Below are 22,056 nucleotides of genomic sequence, written 5' to 3'. Positions count from 1 at the left end.
AAAGTGACCGCAAGGCTTCCTACAGTCGTGCCATGACACAGACGCAGAAGATCCTTGTCACCGGCGCCACCGGAACCGTCGGCCGCCAGGTCGTCGCCGAACTGCTCGCCCGGGGCCACGAGGTCCGCGCGCTCACCCGGGACGCCGCGAAGGCCGATTTCCCGGCCGGTGTGGAGGTCGTCGAGGGTGACCTGACACAACCCGACGGCCTGGCCCCGGCGTTGGAGGGGGTCACCGGCCTCCATCTGATCACCTTCGGCGGAGCCGCCTTCACCCCGCTGGAGACCGGCCCGCGGATCCTGGAGCTGGCGCGTTCGGCTGGTGTCCGCCGGATCACGGTGCTGCACGGCGGCGGGCCCACCCCGCTGGAGGACGCGGTACGTGCCGACGACGGTGTGCGGTGGACCGTGCTCATGCCGGTCGAGTTCATGGCCAACGCACTGGAGTGGGCGGACGGGATCGTGGCCACCGGCGAGGTCCGCGAGCCGTTCGTCGCACGGCTGAGCGCCATGGTCCACGAGGGCGACATCGGCGCCGTCGCCGCGGTCGCGCTCACGGAGGAGGGCCACGCGGGCCAGGAGTACGTGATCACCGGCCCCGAAGTGCTCACCGTCGGCGACAAGGTGGCGACGATCGCCGCCGCCGTCGGCCGCGAGATCACGCTGGTCGAACTGACCGGGGAGCAGGCCGTCGAGCAGTGGCGGGCGGCGGGTCTCACGGAGGACGTGATCGGCTTCCTGCTGGAGGCGTACGGCAACACCCCCGAGGTGGGCCGCACGGTCGCCGGCACCGTCGAGAAGGTCACCGGCCGCCCGGCCCGCACCTTCGGCCAGTGGGCCGCCGAACGCGCGGACGCCTTCAGGGCGTAGGCGCCCAGCGACTGTTTCCGGCCTTCTTCGACTGTCTCGTATTGAGACACCCGCTCCGAAGCCGGGTGTTACAAGATCGACAAGGGGGGTGTGACCGCAACAGGGTGCGGCCGTCGGCGTGCGCTGAACCGCCGTTCGTACGGCCGCGCCACCCGAAGAAAGGTGAACCACATGGCCCTCGCACTGCTCCGGCGCCGGTGGCACAAGAGCACCTCCGCCGCAGCGGCGGGCCTCGCCCTCCCCCTTCCGTCCGGTGCGGGTGCCGTGGCCCGCGAGGTCGTCGACCCGATGGGCTCGCCCCTGGCCGCCGCGGACGTCACCGTCACCGCCCTGGACACCCACCGGGTGGCCGCGCGCGGGACGACCGACCCGTACGGCTACTTCCTCGCGGCGCTGCCGCCCGGCCGGTACAGCCTGCTGATCGCGGCGGAGGGCCTGCGGCCGCACCGCGAGACGATCGAGATCGGGGCGGACACCTCGACGCCCACCGAACGCGTCTGGCTGCAACCCGCCGAGGCCCTCCAGCTGCCGACGCCCGGAACCTGGCTCTTCGACCCGCCGCACACCGCGATCCGGTTCATCGCCAAGCACGTCGGCATGGCCCATGTCCACGGCCGCTTCGAACGCTTCGAGGGCGGTATCCGGATCACCCCGGACATGACCGACTCCCGCGTGCACGTCCGCATCGACGCCTCCAGCATCAACACCGGCAACACCACCCGCGACAACCACCTGCGGTCCGCCGACTTCCTGGACGTCGAGCGTTTCCCGTACATCGACTTCACGAGCAGGCGCTTCGCCTACCGGGGCGGCAGCAAATGGACGCTGCTGGGCTCCCTCACGATGCACGGCGTGAGCCGCTCGGTGTCCCTGGACACGACGTACCTCGGCACCGTCAACGGCGGCTACGGGCAGGAACTGCGTTGCGCGGCCCTGGCGACGGCGGAGCTGCACCGCGAGGACTTCACGCTCAACTGGCGTTCGATGCTGGCCCGGGGCATCGCGGTGGTCGGTCCGACGGTGCAACTGGAGCTGGACGTCCAGGCGATGTACCGGACACACGACACACCGACCCCGCCGGAATAATCCCTGGCCCGGTTCATCCCATCCTCCCTACACTCACCGAGTACCCGGCGCCGCCCACGAATTGAGCTGCGGCGCACCGTCGTGACGAACGAAGGGGGACGGCCATGCGTGACCGCACCGCTGCCACCGTCTCCCTGCCGCGCTACGAGGTGATCCTCGTGTCCTCGTCGCTCCGGTGCCCGCTGCGCGGCGGGCACCGGATGACCGGGACGAACGTCTGAACGACGTGCGCCACGGCTTGCTGACGTGAAGTCAGCGAGCTGTGCGTTGCGTGTCGCCATGCCCGCCTCGCCCGGTAATCGCGCTGCCCCTTTCCTGCACCTTTCGAAAGGCCCTGGGCCGTGCGCATCAACCCCAACCCGCTCGCCGTCGTCCGCAACCTCGGCATCCTCGCCCACGTCGACGCCGGCAAGACCACCGTCACCGAACGGATCCTGTTCGCCACCGGAACCACGCACAAGCGTGGCGAGGTCCATGACGGCACCACCGTCACGGACTTCGACCCGCAGGAGCGCGACCGGGGCATCACCATCTTCGCCGCGGCGGTGAGCTGCGCCTGGGACGGTCACCGGATCAACCTGATCGACACCCCGGGGCACGTCGACTTCGCCGACGAGGTGGAGCGTGCGCTGCGGGTCCTCGACGGTGCGGTGGCGGTGTTCGACGCGGTGGCCGGGGTGGAGCCGCAGAGCGAGTCGGTGTGGCGGCAGGCCGACCGGCACGGCGTGCCGAGGATCGCGTTCGTCAACAAGATGGACCGTGCCGGTGCCGACCTGGACGCGGCCGTCGCGTCGATCAAGGATCGGCTGCATCCGGCCCCGCTGGTCGTGCAGTTGCCGATCGGCTCGGAGGACACGTTCACCGGCGTCGTCGACCTCGTACGCATGTGCGCCCTGGTGTGGACCGACAGCGACGCCGTCGAGGACGCGCCGGTGCCGGACGGCCTCCGGGACGAGTCCCTCGCGCGCCGCCGGGCGCTGGAGGAGGCCGTGGCGGAACTCCACCCGGGCGCCCTGGAGGAGTTCTGCGACACGGGCACGCTCGGCGAGCGGACCCTCGCCTCGGCGCTGCGGGACCTGACCCGGGACGGCGACGGCGTGGTCGTGCTGTGCGGCTCCGCGTACCGCAACCGCGGTGTCGAGCCGCTGCTCGACGCGGTCGTGGCCTATCTGCCGTCGCCGCTGGACGTGCCGCCGGTCAGAGGCACGTACGACGGTGACGAACAGGAGCGGCCAGCCGATCCGGCGGCACCACCGGCCGCCCTCGCCTTCAAGGTGCACGCCACCCCTACAGGACGGCTGACCTACCTGCGGATCTACTCCGGGACGATCGAGAAGGGAGACACCCTGTGGGACGCGAGTGCGCGCCGCACCGAGCGCATCGGCCGCATCCTGCGCGTCCGGGCCGACCGGCACGCACCGCTGGACCGGGCGGTCGCCGGGGACATCGTCGCCGTCGTCGGGCTCAAGTCGGCCCGCGCCGGCTCGACCCTCTGCGCGCCGGACGCCCCGCTCGTCCTGGAACCGCCGGGTGTTCCCGAGCCGGTGGTCTCGGTCGCGGTCGAGTCCCGCAGGGCAGGCGACACCGACCGTCTGGCGTCCGGGCTGGCCCGGCTGACCGAGGAGGATCCCTCGCTGGTCGTGCGGACCGACCCGGAGACCGGGCAGACCGTGCTGTCGGGCATGGGTGAACTGCACCTGGAGGTGGCGGTGGAGAAGCTCCGGCGCGAGCTGGGGCTGGAGGTCAACGCCGGCCGCCCCCGGGTCAGTTACCGCGAGACGGTCGCCCGGGGCGTGTCCGGTCTCGTCTACCGGCACGTCAAACAGGACGGCGGGGCGGGGCAGTTCGCCCATGTCGTCCTCGACGTGGAGCCGTACGAGGAGGGCGGGTTCGCCTTCCGGTCGGCCGTCGTCGGCGGGCGCGTGCCGCACGAGTACGTCCGGGCGGTCGAGGCCGGCTGCCGCGACGCCCTCACCGAAGGGCCGCTCGGCGGGCACCCGGTGACCGGGCTGCTCGTCACCCTCACCGACGGGGCGACCCATGTGAAGGACTCCTCGGACACGGCGTTCCGCACGGCCGGCCGCCTCGGCCTCCGCGAGGCCCTGCGTGCCTGCGCCATGATCCTGCTGGAGCCGGTCGTCGAGGTCACGGTCACCGTGCCCGAGGACGCGGTGGGCGGCGTCCTCGGCGACCTCGCCGCCCGGCGCGGCCGCGTGACCGGCTCGGTCACCCGCGCGGGCGCGGCCATCGTCACGGCCACCGTGCCGCTGGCCGAACTCTTCGGCTACGCCACCCGGTTGCGCAGCCGCACCCAGGGCCGCGGCACCTTCACGGCCCGCCCCACCGGTTACGCCCCGGCGCCGGTCACGACGCCGACGCGGTAGCCGGCAGAACGGCGGTCGGCCCCTCCCCGAAAGAGGAGGGGCCGACCCGCTCACCGGTAGGACGCCACGGTGGACGGCACTGACACCCCGGCGGATATCCGGTTGCCCCGGCCTCCGCCTCCTGCCACCCTCGCGCCCATGCCCACCTTCACCGCCCCCGACGGCACCACCCTCGCCTACCACGCGACGGGGGACGGCCCGCCTCTGGTCTGCCTCCCCGGCGGCCCGATGCAGGACTCGGTCTACCTGGGGGACCTGGGCGGCCTGACCGCCCACCGCACCCTGATCCGGCTGGACCTCAGGGGCACCGGCGGTTCGGCTGTGCCGCGGGACACGGCGTCGTACCGCTGTGACCGGCAGGTCGCCGATGTCGAGGCGCTGCGCGAAGAGCTGGGCCTGGAGCGGCTGGACCTGCTCGCGCACTCCGCCGGTGCCAACCTGGCCGCGCTCTACACGGCCCGCCATCCGGACCGCGTGGGCCGGCTCGCCCTGATCACGCCCAGCGTCTTCGCCGTCGGCCTCGACATCAGCGCCGAGGACCGTCTGGAGACGGCACGCCTGCGCCGGGACGAACCGTGGTTCGCCCCGGCGTACGCGTCCCTGGAGGCCATCACGGCCGGCCGGGCGACGGCCGGCGACTGGGACGCCGTCGCCCCCTTCTGGTTCGCCCGGTGGGACGACGAGGCCCGGGCCTTCCGCGCGGCGGAGCAGCGACAGCGCAACGACGAAGCCGCCGCGCGCTACGCCTCCGACGGTGCCTTCGACCCCCACCTCACCCGAAGTGCCCTTGCCACGGCTCCCTCACCGGTCCTCGTCCTCGCCGGGGAGTACGACGTGGCGGGGCCTGTGCGCGTGATGAAGGAGTACGCGGGGCTGTTCCCGAGCGCCGAGTTGGTCGTGCAGAGCGGGGCGGGGCACTTTCCGTGGCTGGACGTCCGGGAGCGGTTCGTGACGGCCGTGGTGGCTTTTCTGGACGATGGCGGTGGCGTCAGCAGTCCCTGAACTCCGGCGACTGGTTCAGCACCTGGGACCGCACGGACGTGAAGCGCGCGTAGGTCTCCCCGCCCCGCGACTCCGGGCGGAACGCCGCCACACGGTGGCAGTTCTGGAAGGCCAGGGTGATGCCGAAGTGGCGTTCCAGGCTGGTGCGGATCGCGTCGCTGGCGAGGGCGCGCAGGAGTTGGCCGCGCTCCTGTTCCGACGGGGGAGGGGTCTGGTTGTCCGTGAACTCGGACCGGCCGTCGTGGAGTTCGGTGGCGAGGGAGGCTATCAGGTCGTAGGCGTAGGGGAGGGACGTGCGGACCGTGTCCACGAAGTCCTCCTCGCGGATGTCACCCTGCTCGGCTTCGGCGAGGAGCTTCGGGGAAACGTCGAGAGACATGGGGGAGTGTCGTCCTGTCTGGTTGGCGGGAGGGCGGTGGGGCGGTAGGGCGGTGGGGGGCGGGAGGAGGTCAGGTGTTCGGCCGGGTGCCCGGGACGTAGTCCGGGTCGATCTGGGCGGCCAGGTCCTCGCCCGTGCGGGCGTCCGCCCACGCCCGGGCGTTGCGCAGGTGGAACTCGACGGCGTGGCGGTGGAGCCGGTCCCAGTCGCGGGGGTGGGAGTCGACGGCCTCGCGGAGGATCGTGAGCGCGTGACGGTTGTGCGGCTCCAGGGAGTCCAGCGCGTCCAGGCCGCCCTCGGTGCGGCCCTGTTCGGCCGCGCGGACCCAGGGGGACTGGACCAGGTAGGTCAGGAGGTCGTCCCCCACCTGTTCCTTGAGGAAGAGGAGGTCGTCCTCGCAGGTCACCTTGTTGCCGACGACCGCGATGCGGATGCCGAACTGTTCCGCGTGGTCGCGGTACTGGCGGTAGACCGAGACGCCCTTGCGGGTGGGTTCCGCCACCAGGAAGGTGATGTCGAAGCGGGTGAACAGACCGGAGGCGAAGGCGTCCGCGCCCGCCGTCATGTCGACCACGACGTATTCGCCGGGGCCGTCCGCCAGGTGGCCGAGGTACAACTCGACCGCGCCCAGCTTGGAGTGGTAGCAGGCCACGCCCAGGTCGGACTCGTCGAACTCGCCCGTGACCATCAGCGGGACGCCACCCGCCCGGCCGACGTGCCGGGCGTGCAGTTCGTCGTCGCCGAGTGGGCGCAGGAGGCGGGAGCCGCGTCCCGGGGGAGTCGTCTTGATCATCGCCTCGCGGGAGGTGATGCGTGGGTTCGCGCCGCGGAGGAAGTCCTTGATCTCGGCCAGGTGCTCGCCCAGGGGAGGGGCGGACTGCTCCTCGTCGCCGAGCGCCTCGGCCAGGTGCTGGTTGATGTCGCCGTCGATGGCGAGGACCGGTGTGCCCGAGCGCGCCAGGTGGCGGGAGAAGAGCGCCGACAGCGTGGTCTTGCCGCTGCCGCCCTTGCCGACGAACGCGACCCTCATGACCGCTCCATCTTTTTGAAAATGAATGTCATGTGGTTAGATTTAGGGAGTGATCGTCGCCGCTGTCAAATTGCTTGCTCCGTATGGGTTTTGCGGTGGCGTTCGAGTGCAGGTCCCCCCGCCGGCCGGACCTCCCCCTTGATGCATATGCTGTGCAAGTGCGTGTTCAGAGCATCAAGAGTCCGTTCCGGTTCCTCGCCGCCCTCGTCCTCGTCCCGGGTCTGGCAGGCTGCTTCGCCTCCCCCGGCGGGGAGTCGTCGTCGGACGGCGGGCAGCCGGGCTCGCGGCTGCGTGTCGCCCTCGCCTTCCCGCCCGCCGAGAACTTCTCGCCGTACGGTGCCGACGCCACGCTCCTCAGCCGGCTCGGCGTCACCGAGGGGCTGACCGCCCTGGACGCCAACGGTGCCGCGGCCCCCGCGCTCGCCGAGTCCTGGCGCCGCGAGAACGACCGCACCTGGCGGTTCATCCTGCGCGAGGCCACCTTCCAGGACGGTACGGACGTCACCCCGTCCGCCGTGGCCGACGCGCTCACCCGCGCCACGAAGGCGAAGCCCGTGCCCGCCGCCCTCGCCGGTGTCAGCCTCGACGTCAAGGCCGACGGCAGCCGCGGCATCCGTATCACCACCGCCGCGGCCGACCCCGTCCTGCCGATGCGCCTGTCCAGCCCGAGCCTGGCGATCCTCTCCCCGAAGGCGTACGAGAAGAAGGGCGTCCCCACGCCCGTCGGCACCGCCACCGGGCCCTTCGAGATCACCAAGGTCAACAGCGGTGGCTCCGCCACGCTCGACCGCTTCGACGACCACTGGGGCGGCCGCGCCCAGGCCTCGGGCATCGACGCGCGCTTCGTCAAGGACGGCACCGCGCGCGCCAACGCGGTGCGCACCGGCGACGTCGACATCGCCGAGGCGATCCCCGTCGCCCAGGCCGCCACCCTCGACAAGGCGACCCTCAAGGAAGCCGGCACCACCCGGACGACCAGCCTTCAGCTCAACACCAGGAGCGGCCCCTTCAAGGACCCGAAGCTGCGCGCCGCCGCGCGCGCGGCGGTCGACTCCTCCGCCATCGTCAAGGGCGTCTTCGAGGGTTACGCCGACCCGGGCGCGGGCATCTACGGCCCCGCCGTCACCTGGGCCGACAGCAAGCGCGTGAAGTCGACGGGGCGCCCGGCGGCCGCCCGGCCCGACGGCACGAGGATCACCCTCGCCACCTACGACAACCGGCCCGAACTGCCCGAGGTCGCCCAGGTCGTGCAACAGCAGCTCGAAAAGGCCGGCTTCACGGTGAAGCTGGAGGTGCGCGAGTACTCACGGCTGGAGAGCGACGCGCTGGCCGGGAAGTTCGACGCGTTCATCGGCGCCCGCAACAGCCTGCTGGACACCGGCGACCCCGTCGGCGTCCTCGCCAGTGACTACACCTGCGACGGCGGCTACAACCTGGCCCTGCTGTGCGACAAGGACGTCGACCGGGCCGTCGAGAAGGCCGACGGGACCGACGGCACGGGCGAGCGGCAGGACGCGGCCATGGCCGCCGAGGCGGAGATCCTCGGCACGGACGCGGTCGTGCCGCTGGCCCATCAGCAGATCATCGCCGGCGTCTCCACCAAGGTCCGGGGCGTGGTCCTCGACCCGTACGAGCGGGCCCTGGTGGGCGCCGGGACGCGTCGCTGACCGTCTCCCGCCAGGGGTCGCCGCCCCGACTCACGCCGGCAGCTTCGTGTCGATCACGCAGCTGATCTCGACCGCCTGTCCGGGGAAGGTCAGTTCGCTGACGCCCAGGGCCGTGCTGGCCGGGCGGTGGGTGCCGAAGTACGCGCGGTTGCCCTCCGCCACCACGTCGGCGTTCTTCACCAGGTCCACCACGTACAGCGTCTGGGAGACGATCTGGTTGCGCGTGACGCCGTAGTGGGCCAGCACCTTGTCGATGTTGGCGTACGTCCCCTGCAACTGAGTGGCGATGTCGTCGGTCGGGCGGAAACCGCCGGCCTCGTCGAACGAGAGCTGTCCGGAGACGTGGATCAGATCGCCGGACCTGATCGCCTGCGCGTAGCCGAAGTGGCTCTCGGCCGGTATGGCGTGGTCGTAGACATCGATCGAGGTCATGGTTCCCGTCCTTCCGTCGAGCGCGAACTCCGCGCTCTCTTGCGGTTACTGGGAAACCGTAGGAGAGTGTGGGCCGACCTGGAAGAACGCACTTTTCAGTGACTGGGGAACCAGATGGTGACCAAGCAGTTGAGGGACCTGCCGGAGAACGCGGACCTGCGGCGGGCCGACTCCCTGGCGCGGGAGATCTTCTCGGACGTCGCCAACAAGTGGGCGCTGCTGATCATCGAGGCCCTCGGTGAACGCACCCTGCGCTTCAGTGAGTTGCGCGACGAGGTCGAGGGCGTCAGCCACAAGATGCTCACGCAGAACCTGCGGATGCTGGAGCGCAACGGCCTGGTCGACCGGAAGGTGCATCCCACCGTGCCGCCGAAGGTCGAGTACACCCTCACCGAACCGGGCCGGGCCCTGCGCGCCACGGTCGACCTGATCTGCGGCTGGACCCATGAGTACCTCGGCCACATCGAGTCGGCACGCGACCGGTTCGACGCCTGACCGGCGGGGAGTCAGCTGGCGACCAGTTCCCGTACCTGCCGTCGGGCCGGGGCCTTCTCGACCCGCGAGGTCCGGTACAGCCACAGCACATCACGTCCGAACGACCACACCAGCAGGCCCAGAGCCAGGGCCGCGACGCCGAAGTTGGCCGCGTACGGCAGCAGATCGGCGCCCGCCAGCAGCAGAAGCACGCCCTGGAGTGCCGCGACCGTCTTGCGGGCCGTGCTCGGCGGGAGTGCGGCGGTCAGCCAGGGCCAGACGCGGGCCGCACCGACGAAGACGTACCGCATCCCGCCGATCAGCAGCACCCACGGGCCCAGTTGCATCGACACGTACACACTCAGCACCAGGATCAGGAACGCGTCGACCTCCATGTCGAAGCGCGCGCCCAGCGGGGTCGAGGTGCCGGTGCGGCGGGCCACCTTGCCGTCGACACCGTCGAGGATGAGGGCCACCGCCGTCAGACCGACGAACAGCGACACGGGCGGCGAGCTCTGGAAGGAGTCCGCGACCAGCGCGGTGACCCCGCCGACCAGGGTGGCCCGGCCGAGGGTGACCCGGTTCGCCGCGCCGAACGAGCGCAGCCGGGAACGGTGCAGGGCCCGGGAGAGCACCGCCCAGGTGGCGATCGCGAACGCGAGGCCGGTCAGCCAGCCCGCCGGGCCCATTCCGATCGCCGTGCCGATCAGGGCCAGCAGCAGGATCTGCACTCCCGCCCCCAGGGCGGTCTCCTGCTGGAGCCTCGCGTCGTACGTGTTGTTCAGGGCCACCGAACACCCTCCGGCCGTGTGACAGAGTCGATCAACGCCGCTACCTTGTGCGCGGCCTGTGCACCCCTCGGTACGCAAGCAGCTTCCCGATCGTTCAGGAGGACTTCGATGAAGCACACCGGACGCGCGTTCTGGATCGACTCGCCTGGGCGAGGCGAGATCCGGGACGTCGCCCTGCCGGACCCGGGCGAGGGCGAGGTGCTGGTCCGCACGCTCTTCTCCGGCGTGAGCCGGGGCACGGAGACCCTCGTCTTCCGCGGCAGCGTGCCGGTCAGCCAGCATTCGGCCATGCGGGCCCCGTTCCAGGAGGGCGACTTCCCCGGCCCGGTGAAGTACGGCTACCTCAACGTCGGTGTGGTGGAGGAGGGGCCCGAGGCGCTCGTCGGCCGTACGGTGTTCTGCCTCTACCCGCACCAGACCCGGTACGTCGTCCCGGCGAGCGCCGTCACGCCCGTACCGGACACCGTGCCCGCCGAACGGGCCGTGCTCGCGGGGACCGTGGAGACCGCCGTCAACGCCCTGTGGGACGCCGCGCCCCTGGTCGGAGACCGGATCGCCGTGGTCGGCGGGGGCATGGTCGGCTGCTCGGTGGCCGCCCTGCTCGCCCGGTTCCCCGGTGCCCGCGTCCAGTTGGTCGACGCCGACCCGGGCCGGGCCGGCATCGCCAAGGCCCTGGGTGTCGGCTTCGCCTCCCCCGAGGAGGCCCTCGGCGAGTGCGACCTGGTCGTCCACGCCAGCGCCACCGAGCAGGGCCTCGCCCGGTCCCTGGAACTCCTCACCGCCGAAGGGACCGTGCTGGAACTGAGCTGGTACGGCGACCGGCAGGTGAGCGTGCCGCTCGGCGAGGCCTTCCACTCCCGGCGGCTCGTCATCCGCTCCAGCCAGGTCGGCACCGTCTCCCCGGCCCGGCCGAACCGCACCTACGCCGACCGGCTCGCGCTCGCCCTCGACCTGCTCGCCGACCCGGCCCTCGACGCCCTCGTCACCGGCGAATCCGCCTTCGAGGACCTGCCGGACGTGCTGCCGAAGCTCGTCTCCGGCGAGATCCCCGCGCTGTGCCACCGGGTCCGCTACGACGAGAGTGATTGACGCATCGACTGACGAATCGTTCCATCCGGTGCGGCTTCCGTACGACTTCAGTGCCGGGTGGATACGACGAAAGCGCCTGACCTGAGAAAAGACGTACCGGAGACTGAACAGGGGAAGGCAAGGAGCCGTAATACACGGCATCCCCGGCAGCCATGGCAGGGGAGCAGACGCGCCGCACCTGGAGGGTCGTCCGTTGTTCAGCATCACCGTCCGCGATCACATCATGATCGCCCACAGCTTCCGTGGCGAGGTCTTCGGACCGGCGCAGCGCCTGCACGGGGCCACGTTCCTCGTGGACGCCACGTTCCGGCGCGAACAGCTGGACGAGGACAACATCGTCGTCGACATCGGGCTGGCGACCCAGGAACTCGGGGCGGTGGTCAGCGAGCTGAACTACCGCAACCTCGACAACGAGCCCGACTTCGCCGGTGTCAACACCTCCACGGAGTTCCTCGCCAAGGTCATCGCCGACCGGCTCGCCGAGCGCATCCACAAGGGAGCGCTGGGCGAGGGCGCCAAGGGCATCGCGGGCCTGACCGTCACCCTGCACGAGTCACACATCGCGTGGGCGAGTTACGAGCGTGCGCTGTGACCGACACGACGATCGAACGGCCCGAGCACACCGGACCGGCACCAGCGCGGCTGAATTATGTTCCCGTGCAGCACGCCACCCTGAAGAACGCCGAGATCATCCCCATGTCCCTGCGCACCGTGCACTTCGTGCTGCCGGGCGGCGTCGACGACCCGGCCACGCCCAGCGGCGGCAACGCCTACGACCGGCGCGTGTGCCTGGACCTGCCCGGCTTCGGCTGGCAGGTGACGAAGCACGCCGTGGCCGGTGACTGGCCCCGGCCGGGGGCGGCGGCCCGTACGGAACTCGCCCGCGCCCTGAGCGGCTTGCCCGACGGTGCCGTCGTCCTGCTCGACGGGCTGGTCGCCTGCGGCGTCCCGGAGATCGTCGTGCCGGAGGCGGAACGACTGCGGATGGCCGTCATCGTCCACCTCCCGCTCGGCGACGAGACCGGGCTCGACCCGGCCGTGGCCGCCGAACTCGATGCCAGGGAACGAGCGGTGCTGCGGGCGGTCCCGGCGGTGGTCGCCACCAGCGACTGGGCGGTCCGCCGACTGGTCGCCCACCACGGCCTTCCCCCGGAGCGGGTGCACGTGGCGGCGCCCGGCGCCGACATCGCGCCGCTCGCGCCCGGCACCGACGGCGTCTCACGGCTGCTGTGCGTGGCCGCCGTGACCCCGCGCAAGGGACAGCACCGGCTGGTGGAGGCACTGGCCACGGTGACCGACCTGCCGTGGAGCTGCGTGTGCGTAGGCAGTCTCACCCAGGACCCGGAGTACGTCGCTCATCTGCGGTCCCTCATCGCCGAGCACGGCCTTCAGGACCGGCTGGAGCTGGCGGGTCCGCAGTCCGGCGCCGCACTCGACGCCAGTTACGCCACCGCCGACCTGATGGTCCTCACCTCCTACGCCGAGACGTACGGCATGGCCGTGACCGAGGCACTGGCGCGGGGCATCCCGGTCATGGCCACGGACGTCGGCGGGCTCCCCGAGGCGGTCGGCCGCGCTCCCGACGGCGGTGTGCCCGGCATCCTCGTCCCGCCGGAGAACTCCGCCGCCATCGCCGCCGAACTGCGCTGCTGGTTCGGTGAAGCGGACGTACGCCGTCGCCTCAAGGCCGCCGCCCGCAGCCGCCGCGCCGCCCTCGGCGGCTGGGCGGCGACCGCACAGAGCCTGGCGGCGGTACTGCGCCGGCTCCCGACCGACCCCCGGAGGGCCGCATGACGAACCCGGCGACGACCCAGCAGAGCGGGGCGATTCCGGCCCAGCCCGGGCCGAGGGAGGCTGCCGAGTCGATGGACGGCATGATTCCGGGCGGTAATCCCGGGGCGTGGCGGGCCGCGGCGGGGTCCGCGGATGCCGTCATCCCGGGCGCGGGCCCCTCCGGCACACCCGGCGCGCGGCCCACCGTGAAGCTGCGTGAAGCCGACCCCGAGGATCCGCCCCGTTACGCGCCCGAGTGGCTGGAGCTGCGGGAGCCGGCCGACGCCGCCGCACGGGCGCACGATCTGCTCGACCCGTTGCGCATCCGGCTCGCCAACCTGCCGGGCAAGTCCGGCGGCGTCGTCATCCACGACCTCGGGTGCGGTACCGGCTCGATGGGCCGCTGGCTCGCCCCCTGCCTGGACGGCGCACAGCACTGGATCCTGCACGACCGCGACCCCTATCTGCTGCACTTCGCCGCCGTCGCCTCCCCGCGCACCGCCGCCGACGGCAGCCGGGTCACCGTGGAGACGCGGCGCGGTGACGTCGCCCGCCTCACCGCGGACGCCCTGCGCGGCGCGTCCCTGGTGACGGCGTCCGCCCTGCTGGACGTCCTCACCCGCGAGGAGATCGACACCCTCGCCGCCGCCTGCGCCGGAGCCGGCTGCCCCGCCCTGCTGACGCTGTCCGTCGCCGGCCGCGTGGAGCTGACGCCGTCACATCCGCTGGACTCGGAGATCGCCCAGGCGTTCAACGACCACCAGCGCCGCGACGGTCTGCTCGGCCCCGACGCGGTGACGGCGGCGGCCGAGGCGTTCTCCGAGCACGGCGCGACGGTACGGCTGCATCCGAGCCCGTGGCGGCTCGGCCCCGAGCAGGCCGCGCTCACCGAGCAGTGGCTGCGCGGCTGGGTCGGCGCCGCCGTCGAGCAGCGCCCCGACCTGCGCGCCCGCGCCGACGCCTACCTGGCCGAACGCCTGGCCGCCTGCGCCGCCGGCCGGTTGCGCGTCACCGTCCACCACACCGACCTACTGGCCCTGTGCCGCCCGGAGGGCGGAGCGTCATGAGCCCGAGGGCGGGAACGGACGTCGCGCCTCGGGGTGCGGTGGCGGGTACGCGTGTGCGGCTGGAACCCGCTGACGCCGCCCGGTTGCGGGAGAGCGCCGGGACCGCCGACGGCCCGGGCCGGCTCGGTGTAACCGGAGTTCCGGCGCTGTCCTCGGCCGCCGCCGAGCCGTCGCGCCGGCTCGGCACCACGGCCCCGGACGGGCCGTCGGCGACCGGCAGCGGCCGGCGTTCGCCCGCCAGGGCCCGGGCCGCGGTCGCGCCCCCGGCCGATCCGGAGGTGCCGCGCCCGGTCGCCGACTCCGGCTCGCCGAGTCGGCGCACGCCCGTCGCCGACGCCGGGACCCCGGCGCCCATGCCCGGCCCGGAGTCCCCCCGCCCCGCCCCCGTCCGCTCAGCCCTCGCCCGGCTCGGCTCCCGCAAGGTCCGTACCCACCTCGGCACGTTCGCCGGAGTCGTCATCCTCGGGGTGCTGCTGTGGCGGCTGGGCACCGGGGTCTTCCTGGACGGGCTGCGCCGCATCGACGCGGTGACCCTGGTGCTGGCGCTCGGGATCGGGCTCGTCACCACCGTGTTCAGCGCGTGGCGATGGGCGCTCGTGGCCCGGAGCCTCAGGATCCGGCTGCCGTTCGGGCCGGCCGTCGCCGACTACTACCGTGCGCTGTTCCTGAACGCGGCGCTGCCCGGCGGTGTGCTCGGCGACGTGCACCGTGCGGTGCGGCACGGGCAGAGCGAGGGGGACGTGCGGCGGGGCGTGAAGGCCGTCGTCCTCGAACGGGCCGCCGGGCAGATCGCGTTGTTCGCCGTCGGTGCCGTGGTCCTGCTGACCATGCCGTCCCCGGTGCTGGCCGAGGCCCGGCACATCGCGCCGCTCGCGGTCCTGGCCGCACTCGGGGCGCTCGCCGTCGTCCTCGCCCTGCGCATGAACCGCGCGGCGCCCTCGCGCCGGGGCCGGGCGCTGCGCACCATGCTCGCCGAGGCACGCGAGGGGCTGCTGTCCCGCCGCAACGGCCCCGGAGTCATCGTCTCCTCCGTGGTCGTCCTGGCAGGTTACGTCGCCATGTTCGTACTCGCCGCCCGCGTCGCCGGAGCCGCCGCCTCCGTGGCCGTACTGGTACCCCTCGCCGTACTCGCGCTGCTGGCCATGGGCCTGCCGCTGAACGTCGGCGGCTGGGGACCGAGGGAAGGCGTCACCGCCTGGGCGTTCGGCGCCGCGGGCCTGGGCGCCGGCCGGGGACTCGCCGTCGCGGTCGTCTACGGCGTGCTGAGCCTCGTGGCGAGCCTGCCCGGCCTGGTCGTACTCGTCGCCCGTTGGTACGCGGGCCTGCGCGCCGGGGCCGAGGCCGCCTCACCGGCCCCCGGACCCGGCCTCGCGACCGAGCCTGACTACTCGTCGGAGGTCAGCAGCGAGAAATACGCCCCGAAGGAATCCGTCAGGCTCCCCAGGAGTTCCTTCCCCTTTTCCGCAGAACCCAGCGAGGGACGGCCGATGACACCGGAATCGGTATAACCGGACATGCCGAGGGTGAGCAGATGACGCCGGTCGTCAGCGACGAAATCGGAAGTCTCATAACCGGGTCGGAGCATTTCGGGATGAGCGTGCAGAAGGATGGAGGTCTCTATTTCCCCCGCGTGCATGTCGGTGAGCAGCGAGGCGACCACACCCGCCCGCTCGCGCGCCGCCTCCCAGTCCTCCGGGGCCGGGAACAGCGCCATCCGCTCGCCGCGGGCGGAGGATTCCTGAACGACGTTGCCCAGCACGTAGTTTCCGCCGTGCCCGTTGACCACCACCAAGGCGTCGACGCCCGACCGGCGGAGCGAAGCCGCTATGTCCCGTACCACCGCATGAAGGGTCACCGAGGAGATGCTCACGGTCCCCGGCCAGGCCGCGTGCTCGTGCGAGCACGAGATCGTCACCGGAGGAAGGAGGTGCACCGGGTACGCGCCGGCTATCTCCCGCGCGACGGCACAGGCGACGAGCGTGTCGGTCGCCAGCGGGAGATACGGACCGTGCTGCTCGAAGCTCCCCACGGGAAGCACCGCGACCTGCCGTGAGACACCGGCGCCCCGCGTCCGTACGTCTTCAGTGGTGTCCGCCGGCACCAAGTCACTCATAACGTCACGGCCTTTCGTCTCTGCTTAGGAACTCGAGAATCATGACAGAAAAAATTGGCGTACTCGGCAAGAAGTCACCGCAGCGGACCGGCGTGGAACGCGTCGTGAATGCCCCCTTGCCCACCGTGTACGGGAAATTCCAGGCGGTCGGCTACCTGGACCACGACCGCGGTGACGAACAAGTGGCCCTTGTCTACGGCGACCTCGGCACCGACGACGTGCTCATCCGGCTGCACTCGGAGTGCCTGACCGGCGACGCCTTCGGCTCCCAGCACTGCGAGTGCGGCGACCAGCTCGACGCCGCCCTGCGCGCGGTCGTCGCCGAGGGCGCCGGTGTCGTCGTCTACCTCAGAGGGCATGAAGGCCGCGGCATCGGCCTGCTCGCCAAGCTGCGCGCGATGGCCCTCCAGGCGGAAGGTCTGGACACCGTCGAGGCCAACCTCGCCCTCGGCCTGCCGGTGGACGCCCGCGACTACGGTGTGGCCGCCCGGATCCTCGACGACCTGGGGGTCAAGTCCGTCCGCCTGATGTCCAACAACCCGCGCAAGCGCGAGGCGCTGGTGAACCACGGCATCGAGGTCGCCGAGCAGGTGCCGCTGCTGATCCCGCCGTGCGAGAACAACATCACCTATCTGCGGACCAAGCGGGAGCGCCTCGACCACCACCTGCCCCACCTCGACGCGGTGGTCAGTTCCTCCTGAGACGCCGGGGCCGGCTTCCGGTTCCTCGACGTGACCTGAGCGTATCGGCGCGCGACCCGTGGGCGGGCCGCGTACGCTTCGTGGACATCCGCCCCTTGAGCGCCGGTCCTCGGCGGCCGGCGCCTCACGTCCGGAGGCCCACCTGGTATGACCGAGCTCCATCTGTGGCTGCGCCACGAGGCCCGAACGACCGAGCGGCGCACGCCGGTCGTGCCCGACGACGCCCGGCGGCTCGTCGAGAACGGAGTGGCCCTGACCGTCGAGGACTCCCCGCAGCGGGTCTTCCCGATCGAGGAGTACGAGGCGGCCGGCTGCCGCGTAGCCCCCGCGGGCTCCTGGGTGTCGGCCCCGCGGGACGCCGTCGTGCTCGGCCTGAAGGAACTGCCCGGCGAACCGGCCGAGCTGACGCACCGGCACGTCTTCTTCGGCCACGCCTACAAGGGCCAGCCCCAAGCGGCCGGTCTGCTGCGCCGGTTCGCCGCCGGGGGCGGGGCGCTGTTCGACCTGGAGTACCTGGTGGACGACAGCGGGCGTCGTCTCGCCGCCTTCGGGTTCTGGGCCGGCTACCTCGGCGCGGCCCTGGCGGTGCTCCAGCACCGCGGCCGGCTGCGCGCACCGCTGACGCCCACGACGAAGGAGGCCCTGGACGAGACGCTGAAGCCCGCAGCGGACGACGCCGGGTTCACCGGCCTGGTCATCGGCGCCCTGGGGCGCAGCGGCCGCGGTGCCCGCACGGCGTTCGCCACCGCCGGTGCGGACCCGACCTGCTGGGACCTCGCCGAGACCCGCGACCTGGACCGCCGCGCCCTGCTGGAGCACGACGTGATGGTGAACGCGGTGCTCGCCACCAGCCCGGTCCCGCCCTTCCTCCGCGAGCAGGACCTCGACACCGCGGACCGCCGCCTGCGCACCCTGTGCGACGTGACGTGTGACGTCGGCTCCCCGCTCAACGTCCTTCCGGTGTACGACGAGACCACCGACTGGGACGAGCCCGTCCGCCGGCTGCGCGAGCACCCCCCGCTCGACCTGATCGCCATCGACAACCTGCCCTCCCTGCTGCCGCTGGAGTCCAGCGCCGACTTCTCCGCCGCCCTCCTGCCCCACCTGCTCGACTTCGGCGTCACCGGGCCCTGGGGACGCTGTCTGGACCGGTTCCGTCAGGCATGCCGTGAACACGGCCTCGACAACGGGGAGATCCATGACCACTGACCCGGTATCCGCCAGCGGCACCGTCCACTGGATCGGCGCCGGCCTGTCCACGGGCAGTGGGCTGGCCGCCCTGTGCGATACCGCCGAGCGCGTACGGCTCTGGCACCGCACCGAGAGCCGCGCGGCCGACGCCCTCGACCGGCTGGGCCTGGCCGGACGGGCCGAGCCCCGCGCGTACACGCTGCCCGCCCTCGCCGCCGAACTGGCGCCCGGCGACGTCGTGGTGTCCATGCTGCCCGCGCCGGAGCACGCGCCGCTGCTCGCCGAGTGCGTCCGGCTCGGGGCGCACTTCGCCTGCTCCAGCTACGTGTCCCAGGCGGTCCTCGACCAGGTGCCCGCCGCCGGGAAGGCCGGGGTCGTCGTCCTCACCGAGGCCGGGCTCGACCCGGGCATCGACCACCTCTTCGCCCACGCCCTCGTCGCCCGGGCCCGGGAGGCCATCGGCGACCAGACGCCGGCCTCGTACACCCTCACGTCGTACTGCGGCGGCGTCCCGGCCGTCCCGAACGACTTCACGTACCGCTTCAGCTGGGCACCGGCTGGTGTCCTCAACGCCCTGCGTTCCCCGGCCCGTTACATCGAGGGCGGCGCCGAGACGGTCGCCGACCGCCCGTGGGAGGCGACTCGGCGGCACGTCGTCGACGGGGAGACCTTCGAGGTCTACCCCAACCGCGACAGCGTCCCCTTCGTCGCGCAGTACGGACTGCCGGACGCCTGGACACCGCGCACGTTCGTACGCGGCACACTGCGTCTGGAGGGCTGGCTGCGCGCCTGGGGCGGCGTCTTCGAGGAGCTGAAGCGGGGCGACGACGCCCGCATCGCAGCCCTGGCGCAGGAGCTGGCCGCCGCCCACCCCACCACGGACGACGACCGCGACCGGGTCGTCCTCGCCGTGTCGCTGGACGTGCGGGCCGGGACCGGGCGGACCTGGGCGGGCGGCTACCTCCTGGACCTGGTCGGCGACGCGCGGGAGAGCGCGATGGCCCGCTGCGTCTCGCGCACTCTCGCCCTGGGCGTCCGCCACGTCCTGGACGGCTCCCTGCCGCCGGGTCTGAACCGTGCTGCCGAGACGGCGGCCCGGTCCGAACAGTGGCTGAGTGAACTCGCCCGGGAAGGCGTCGAGTTCACCCTCCGCGTCGACCAGTAGCGGGAGTCAGCCCGACACGGCCTCGTGGACGAACTTCTTGAGGTCGCGGAAGAACGTGTGGGAGGTCCTGGGCCGCACCTGCGTCATGAACTGCACCGTCAGGTCGCGGCCCGGGTCGACCCAGAACGTCGTCGTGGCCACCCCGCTCCAGCTGTAGGCACCGAGCCCGGACGGCGCCTGGGTGCGGGACGGGTCGGTCACCACGGAGACGTTGAGCCCGAAGCCGAGCCCCTCGTTGCCGGGCTCGTCGTGGGCCGGGCGGCTGCCGAAGGCACGCAGGTCGGCGCCGCCGGGCAGGTGGTTGCGGGTCATCAGGTCCACCGTCTCCGGCGTGAGCAGCCGGACGCCGTCGAGCTCGCCACGGCGACGCAGGAACTCCATGAAGCGGTGGTAGTCGTGGGCGGAGGCCACCATGCCGCCGCTGCCGGACAGGAACCGCGGCCGGCCGCCGCGCAGCGGCAGCCCGGGGATCCGCTCGATGCCGCCGCCCTCCTTCTCCCCGTACATCTCGGACAGCCGGGGCGCCTGCTCGTCCCTGACGTGGAACCCCGCGTCCGTCATGCCGAGCGGGCCGAAGATCCGCTCGGCACAGAACACGTCCAGCGGCTGCCCCGACACGACCTCGATGACCCGGCCCAGGACATTGCTCGCCACCGAGTAGTTCCACTGCGTGCCCGGCTCGAACTGCAACGGCAGACTCGCGTACACCTCGATCGTCTCGGCCAGGTCCGCGCCCGGCCGCACCGACGACTCCAGACCGGCCTCGCGGTACAGGGCGTCCACCGGGTGGGCGTGGTAGAAGCCGAAGGTCAGGCCCGAGGTGTGGGTCATCAGGTGCCGGACGAGTATCGGGCCGGTGGCCGGGCGGGTCCGGACGTCGGACCCGGAGCCGCCGACGTAGACCCGCGGGTCGGCGAAGGCCGGCAGGTGGTCGGCGACCGGGTCGTCCAGTGACAGCCGGCCCTCCTCCACCAGCAGCAGCGCGGCGACGGCGGTGACCGGTTTCGTCATGGAGTAGACCCGCCACAGCGTGTCCGGCTCGACGGGCTGCCCGGCCGCGATGTCGCGCAGACCGTACGTCGTGAGGTGGGCGACGCGTCCGGCACGGGCGACGGACACGAGGAAGCCCGGCAGCCGGCCCTCGTCGACGAACCGGGCGAAGTGCCGGTCCAGGCGGCCCAGCGCCTCCGGATCCAGCCCGGCCTCACCCGGGTCGACGTCTTGTCGCAGCTGTGCCATCGCTCATCCTCCGTCGCTCTCGTCGAGGTGAGATCCGGCATACCCCGCCCGGACCACCTCAGACCCCATCCTCGTGAAGGAACCATTCGTGATCACGCAGAAACAGGTGAACGGTCCGATCTTGCCGGGCGCCACCGGGTGAGTACGGGCAGCGGCGCAGGTGACTTGATAGGCAAGTCGCTACTTGCCTATCGTGGGGGCATGGCGGAGGATGTCTTCAAGGCGCTGGCCGACCCCACCCGTCGGCGCATCCTGGACGAGCTGGCCGAACGGGACGGCCAGAGCCTGTTCGAGATCTGCACGCGGCTGGTCACCAAGCACGGTCTGGGGCTGTCGCGCCAAGCGGTCAGTCAGCATCTGGCCGTACTGGAATCGGCGGGTCTGGTCGTTTCGCGGCGCGAGGGCCGCTACAAGTTCCACGACCTGAACACCGAACCCCTTGAGCGCGTCATGACCCGATGGCTCAAGCACGACGCACCGGAGGACATTTCATGAGGATCCACATCACCAGCGTCTTCGTCGACGACCAGGACAAGGCCATGCGCTTCTACACCGACGTCCTGGGCTTCGTGAAGAAGCACGACGTCCCCGTGGGCACGGACCGGTGGCTGACCGTGGTCTCGCCGGAGGACCCCGACGGGACGGAGCTCCTGCTCGAGCCCTCCGGCCATCCCGCGGTACAGCCGTACAAGACGGCGCTGGTCGAGGACGGCATCCCGGCCGCCTCCTTCGCGGTGGACGACGTCCAGGCGGAGTTCGAGCGGCTGCGCGGTCTCGGTGTGCGGTTCACCCAGGAGCCGCTGGAGATGGGAAGCATCACCTCAGCGGTGCTGGACGACACCTGCGGCAACCTGATCCAGCTCGTGCACACCAAGGCCTAGTGCCCCGGCAGGCGACGTTCGCCCCGTCGCGACGCCCGGCACGCCCTCTCGCCGCACCGGCCGTAAGCCCGAGTACATCCAGTACGAGGGCTTCCGGCCGGCACTCCCCCAGGCTCTTCGAGCAGGGGGTACCCCCAGAGCACGCACCGGACGCCGCTCCTTGACGGGCAGACGTTGCCTGCCGGGGCCCTAGTCTCCAGGGCCCAGGACCGATGGCCGATGCCACGCGGCGGCCGGCTTCCTAGGCTGCGAGGCGGAGCGCCGCCGTAGACCAGGACGCCACGAGAAGAGGTCGCCATGCCCGTGAACGGTCGCAGCCACATCCGGATCGCCCGTCCCTCCCGCGACCTCGCGGCGGCCGAGCGGTTCTGGCGCGAGGGGCTCGGGCTCAGTGTCGTGTGGCGGTCCGAGGGCGGATCCGAACCGGGCCACCACGACCTGCTGATGCTCGGCTGGCCCGACGCCGACTGGCATCTGGAGCTCGTGTACGAGGCGGCCAGGCCGGTGGAGCCCCGCCCCACCGAGGAGGATCTGCTGGTCGTCTACGCCGACGACCCGGTCCCGGACGACCTGATCGCCCGCTTGGAGCGGCACGGCGGCACGTGGGTCGTATCCCCCAACCCCTACTGGAACGAATGGGGCGTCACCATCGAGGACCCCGACGGCTATCGCCTGGTGCTGTGCCGCCGGGCTTGGTCCAACAGCTGAACGGACCGACCACCC

At 72.0% G+C, this 22,056-nt stretch carries 22 protein-coding genes and 1 pseudogene; 17 read left to right on the top strand and 6 right to left on the bottom strand.

Annotated features, from left to right (window positions below; translation table 11 throughout):
* Positions 1 to 32: 32 nt before the first annotated feature.
* The 4 genes from AOQ53_RS28650 (at position 33) to AOQ53_RS28635 (ending at position 5,341) form a co-directional block, all read left to right on the top strand.
* Positions 33 to 869 (top strand): SDR family oxidoreductase, encoded by an 837-nt coding sequence (locus AOQ53_RS28650; RefSeq protein ID WP_059421635.1) that lies wholly within the window; start codon positions 33 to 35, stop codon positions 867 to 869.
* A gap of 171 nt (positions 870 to 1,040) precedes the next feature.
* Positions 1,041 to 1,955 carry a YceI family protein gene (locus tag AOQ53_RS28645; protein WP_059421633.1) on the top strand — a complete coding sequence of 305 codons (915 nt, stop codon included), beginning with the start codon at positions 1,041 to 1,043 and terminating at the stop codon, positions 1,953 to 1,955.
* A gap of 341 nt (positions 1,956 to 2,296) precedes the next feature.
* Positions 2,297 to 4,339, top strand: a complete 2,043-nt coding sequence (gene fusA, locus AOQ53_RS28640) for an elongation factor G (RefSeq protein WP_059421632.1) — start codon at positions 2,297 to 2,299, stop codon at positions 4,337 to 4,339.
* A 138-nt stretch (positions 4,340 to 4,477) separates the two neighbouring features.
* Complete coding sequence (locus tag AOQ53_RS28635) at positions 4,478 to 5,341, top strand: alpha/beta fold hydrolase (RefSeq protein ID WP_059421631.1); 864 nt, start codon at positions 4,478 to 4,480, stop codon at positions 5,339 to 5,341.
* On the opposite strand, the gene AOQ53_RS28630 is transcribed toward AOQ53_RS28635, so the two are convergent.
* Positions 5,328 to 5,720 (bottom strand): SCO5389 family protein, encoded by a 393-nt coding sequence (locus AOQ53_RS28630; protein ID WP_059421629.1) that lies wholly within the window; start codon positions 5,718 to 5,720, stop codon positions 5,328 to 5,330. The two genes, AOQ53_RS28635 and AOQ53_RS28630, sit on opposite strands and share 14 nt — an antisense overlap.
* Before the next feature lie 70 nt (positions 5,721 to 5,790).
* Positions 5,791 to 6,750 (bottom strand): ATP-binding protein, encoded by a 960-nt coding sequence (locus AOQ53_RS28625; protein WP_059421628.1) that lies wholly within the window; start codon positions 6,748 to 6,750, stop codon positions 5,791 to 5,793.
* 152 nt (positions 6,751 to 6,902) lie between these two features.
* On the opposite strand from AOQ53_RS28625, the gene AOQ53_RS28620 reads away from it, so the two are divergent.
* Entirely contained in the window at positions 6,903 to 8,417 is a 1,515-nt protein-coding gene (locus AOQ53_RS28620; protein WP_059421627.1) for an ABC transporter substrate-binding protein, read from the top strand.
* A 30-nt stretch (positions 8,418 to 8,447) separates the two neighbouring features.
* Here AOQ53_RS28620 and AOQ53_RS28615 read toward each other — a convergent pair whose 3' ends face one another.
* A complete protein-coding gene (locus AOQ53_RS28615) occupies positions 8,448 to 8,849 on the bottom strand; it encodes a RidA family protein (protein WP_059421626.1) in 402 nt (133 codons plus the stop codon).
* Between the two features lie 114 nt (positions 8,850 to 8,963).
* Here AOQ53_RS28615 and AOQ53_RS28610 point away from each other — a divergent pair, with 114 nt between their 5' ends.
* Positions 8,964 to 9,344, top strand: coding sequence for a winged helix-turn-helix transcriptional regulator (locus tag AOQ53_RS28610; RefSeq protein WP_059421625.1), 381 nt, complete (start codon positions 8,964 to 8,966; stop codon positions 9,342 to 9,344).
* An 11-nt stretch (positions 9,345 to 9,355) separates the two neighbouring features.
* On the opposite strand, the gene AOQ53_RS28605 is transcribed toward AOQ53_RS28610, so the two are convergent.
* Positions 9,356 to 10,114 carry a CDP-alcohol phosphatidyltransferase family protein gene (locus tag AOQ53_RS28605; RefSeq protein ID WP_059421623.1) on the bottom strand — a complete coding sequence of 253 codons (759 nt, stop codon included), beginning with the start codon at positions 10,112 to 10,114 and terminating at the stop codon, positions 9,356 to 9,358.
* A gap of 108 nt (positions 10,115 to 10,222) precedes the next feature.
* On the opposite strand from AOQ53_RS28605, the gene AOQ53_RS28600 reads away from it, so the two are divergent.
* From AOQ53_RS28600 to AOQ53_RS46675, 5 genes and pseudogenes are all read left to right on the top strand, one after another.
* Positions 10,223 to 11,203, top strand: coding sequence for a zinc-dependent alcohol dehydrogenase (locus tag AOQ53_RS28600; protein ID WP_059421622.1), 981 nt, complete (start codon positions 10,223 to 10,225; stop codon positions 11,201 to 11,203).
* 193 nt (positions 11,204 to 11,396) lie between these two features.
* Positions 11,397 to 11,795, top strand: coding sequence for a 6-pyruvoyl trahydropterin synthase family protein (locus AOQ53_RS28595; protein WP_010043117.1), 399 nt, complete (start codon positions 11,397 to 11,399; stop codon positions 11,793 to 11,795).
* On the top strand, positions 11,792 to 12,997 hold the full coding sequence (locus AOQ53_RS28590; RefSeq protein WP_059421621.1) for a glycosyltransferase family 4 protein: 1,206 nt from the start codon (positions 11,792 to 11,794) through the stop codon (positions 12,995 to 12,997). The genes AOQ53_RS28595 and AOQ53_RS28590 overlap by 4 nt, the downstream gene beginning before the upstream one ends.
* 80 nt (positions 12,998 to 13,077) lie before the next feature.
* Positions 13,078 to 14,043, top strand: a complete 966-nt coding sequence (locus tag AOQ53_RS28585) for a class I SAM-dependent methyltransferase (protein WP_408055199.1) — start codon at positions 13,078 to 13,080, stop codon at positions 14,041 to 14,043.
* Positions 14,040 to 15,272 (top strand): annotated as a pseudogene (locus AOQ53_RS46675) (lysylphosphatidylglycerol synthase domain-containing protein); the annotation flags it as partial. The gene AOQ53_RS28585 and the pseudogene AOQ53_RS46675, both read left to right, overlap by 4 nt.
* 155 nt (positions 15,273 to 15,427) lie before the next feature.
* On the opposite strand, the gene AOQ53_RS41765 reads toward AOQ53_RS46675, so the two are convergent.
* Positions 15,428 to 16,156 (bottom strand): creatininase family protein, encoded by a 729-nt coding sequence (locus AOQ53_RS41765; protein ID WP_078945553.1) that lies wholly within the window; start codon positions 16,154 to 16,156, stop codon positions 15,428 to 15,430.
* 41 nt (positions 16,157 to 16,197) lie between these two features.
* Between AOQ53_RS41765 and ribA the strand changes: the two genes are divergently transcribed.
* From ribA to AOQ53_RS28565, 3 genes are all read left to right on the top strand, one after another.
* Positions 16,198 to 16,857, top strand: a complete 660-nt coding sequence (gene ribA / locus AOQ53_RS28575) for a GTP cyclohydrolase II (RefSeq protein WP_059421618.1) — start codon at positions 16,198 to 16,200, stop codon at positions 16,855 to 16,857.
* A gap of 147 nt (positions 16,858 to 17,004) precedes the next feature.
* Complete coding sequence (locus AOQ53_RS28570; protein ID WP_059421617.1) at positions 17,005 to 18,066, top strand: saccharopine dehydrogenase; 1,062 nt, start codon at positions 17,005 to 17,007, stop codon at positions 18,064 to 18,066.
* Positions 18,056 to 19,213 (top strand): saccharopine dehydrogenase family protein, encoded by a 1,158-nt coding sequence (locus AOQ53_RS28565; protein WP_059421616.1) that lies wholly within the window; start codon positions 18,056 to 18,058, stop codon positions 19,211 to 19,213. Before AOQ53_RS28570 ends, AOQ53_RS28565 begins: the two co-directional genes overlap by 11 nt.
* Before the next feature lie 6 nt (positions 19,214 to 19,219).
* On the opposite strand, the gene AOQ53_RS28560 is transcribed toward AOQ53_RS28565, so the two are convergent.
* Positions 19,220 to 20,452 carry a serine hydrolase domain-containing protein gene (locus AOQ53_RS28560; RefSeq protein ID WP_059421614.1) on the bottom strand — a complete coding sequence of 411 codons (1,233 nt, stop codon included), beginning with the start codon at positions 20,450 to 20,452 and terminating at the stop codon, positions 19,220 to 19,222.
* A 201-nt stretch (positions 20,453 to 20,653) separates the two neighbouring features.
* On the opposite strand from AOQ53_RS28560, the gene AOQ53_RS28555 reads away from it, so the two are divergent.
* The 3 genes from AOQ53_RS28555 to AOQ53_RS28545 all read left to right on the top strand — a co-directional run bounded on the left by AOQ53_RS28555 (position 20,654) and on the right by AOQ53_RS28545 (position 22,041).
* Positions 20,654 to 20,947: an ArsR/SmtB family transcription factor gene (locus AOQ53_RS28555; RefSeq protein ID WP_059421613.1), complete on the top strand. Its 294-nt coding sequence runs from the start codon at positions 20,654 to 20,656 to the stop codon at positions 20,945 to 20,947.
* Positions 20,944 to 21,333, top strand: a complete 390-nt coding sequence (locus tag AOQ53_RS28550; RefSeq protein WP_059421612.1) for a VOC family protein — start codon at positions 20,944 to 20,946, stop codon at positions 21,331 to 21,333. Before AOQ53_RS28555 ends, AOQ53_RS28550 begins: the two co-directional genes overlap by 4 nt.
* 297 nt (positions 21,334 to 21,630) lie before the next feature.
* Positions 21,631 to 22,041, top strand: a complete 411-nt coding sequence (locus AOQ53_RS28545; RefSeq protein WP_059421611.1) for a VOC family protein — start codon at positions 21,631 to 21,633, stop codon at positions 22,039 to 22,041.
* Positions 22,042 to 22,056 lie beyond the last annotated feature (15 nt).

It is taken from the genome of Streptomyces azureus (assembly GCF_001270025.1).
In the GTDB taxonomy this organism is placed as follows: Bacteria; Actinomycetota; Actinomycetes; order Streptomycetales; family Streptomycetaceae; genus Streptomyces; species Streptomyces azureus.
This window is presented reverse-complemented; position numbering and strand designations above follow the sequence as displayed.

Excerpts from the sequence above, each read along its gene's own strand:
- AOQ53_RS28650 (WP_059421635.1), top strand. The coding sequence starts at position 33 with ATGACACAGACGCAGAAGATCCTTGTCACCGGCGCCACCGGAACCGTC.
- AOQ53_RS28645 (WP_059421633.1), top strand. The coding sequence starts at position 1,041 with ATGGCCCTCGCACTGCTCCGGCGCCGGTGGCACAAGAGCACCTCCGCC.
- AOQ53_RS28635 (WP_059421631.1), top strand. The coding sequence starts at position 4,478 with ATGCCCACCTTCACCGCCCCCGACGGCACCACCCTCGCCTACCACGCG.
- AOQ53_RS28630 (WP_059421629.1), bottom strand. The coding sequence starts at position 5,720 with ATGTCTCTCGACGTTTCCCCGAAGCTCCTCGCCGAAGCCGAGCAGGGT.
- AOQ53_RS28625 (WP_059421628.1), bottom strand. The coding sequence starts at position 6,750 with ATGAGGGTCGCGTTCGTCGGCAAGGGCGGCAGCGGCAAGACCACGCTG.
- AOQ53_RS28615 (WP_059421626.1), bottom strand. The coding sequence starts at position 8,849 with ATGACCTCGATCGATGTCTACGACCACGCCATACCGGCCGAGAGCCAC.
- AOQ53_RS28610 (WP_059421625.1), top strand. The coding sequence starts at position 8,964 with ATGGTGACCAAGCAGTTGAGGGACCTGCCGGAGAACGCGGACCTGCGG.
- AOQ53_RS28600 (WP_059421622.1), top strand. The coding sequence starts at position 10,223 with ATGAAGCACACCGGACGCGCGTTCTGGATCGACTCGCCTGGGCGAGGC.
- AOQ53_RS28585 (WP_408055199.1), top strand. The coding sequence starts at position 13,078 with ATGATTCCGGGCGGTAATCCCGGGGCGTGGCGGGCCGCGGCGGGGTCC.
- AOQ53_RS41765 (WP_078945553.1), bottom strand. The coding sequence starts at position 16,156 with ATGAGTGACTTGGTGCCGGCGGACACCACTGAAGACGTACGGACGCGG.
- ribA (WP_059421618.1), top strand. The coding sequence starts at position 16,198 with ATGACAGAAAAAATTGGCGTACTCGGCAAGAAGTCACCGCAGCGGACC.
- AOQ53_RS28570 (WP_059421617.1), top strand. The coding sequence starts at position 17,005 with ATGACCGAGCTCCATCTGTGGCTGCGCCACGAGGCCCGAACGACCGAG.
- AOQ53_RS28565 (WP_059421616.1), top strand. The coding sequence starts at position 18,056 with ATGACCACTGACCCGGTATCCGCCAGCGGCACCGTCCACTGGATCGGC.
- AOQ53_RS28560 (WP_059421614.1), bottom strand. The coding sequence starts at position 20,452 with ATGGCACAGCTGCGACAAGACGTCGACCCGGGTGAGGCCGGGCTGGAT.
- AOQ53_RS28555 (WP_059421613.1), top strand. The coding sequence starts at position 20,654 with ATGGCGGAGGATGTCTTCAAGGCGCTGGCCGACCCCACCCGTCGGCGC.
- AOQ53_RS28550 (WP_059421612.1), top strand. The coding sequence starts at position 20,944 with ATGAGGATCCACATCACCAGCGTCTTCGTCGACGACCAGGACAAGGCC.
- AOQ53_RS28545 (WP_059421611.1), top strand. The coding sequence starts at position 21,631 with ATGCCCGTGAACGGTCGCAGCCACATCCGGATCGCCCGTCCCTCCCGC.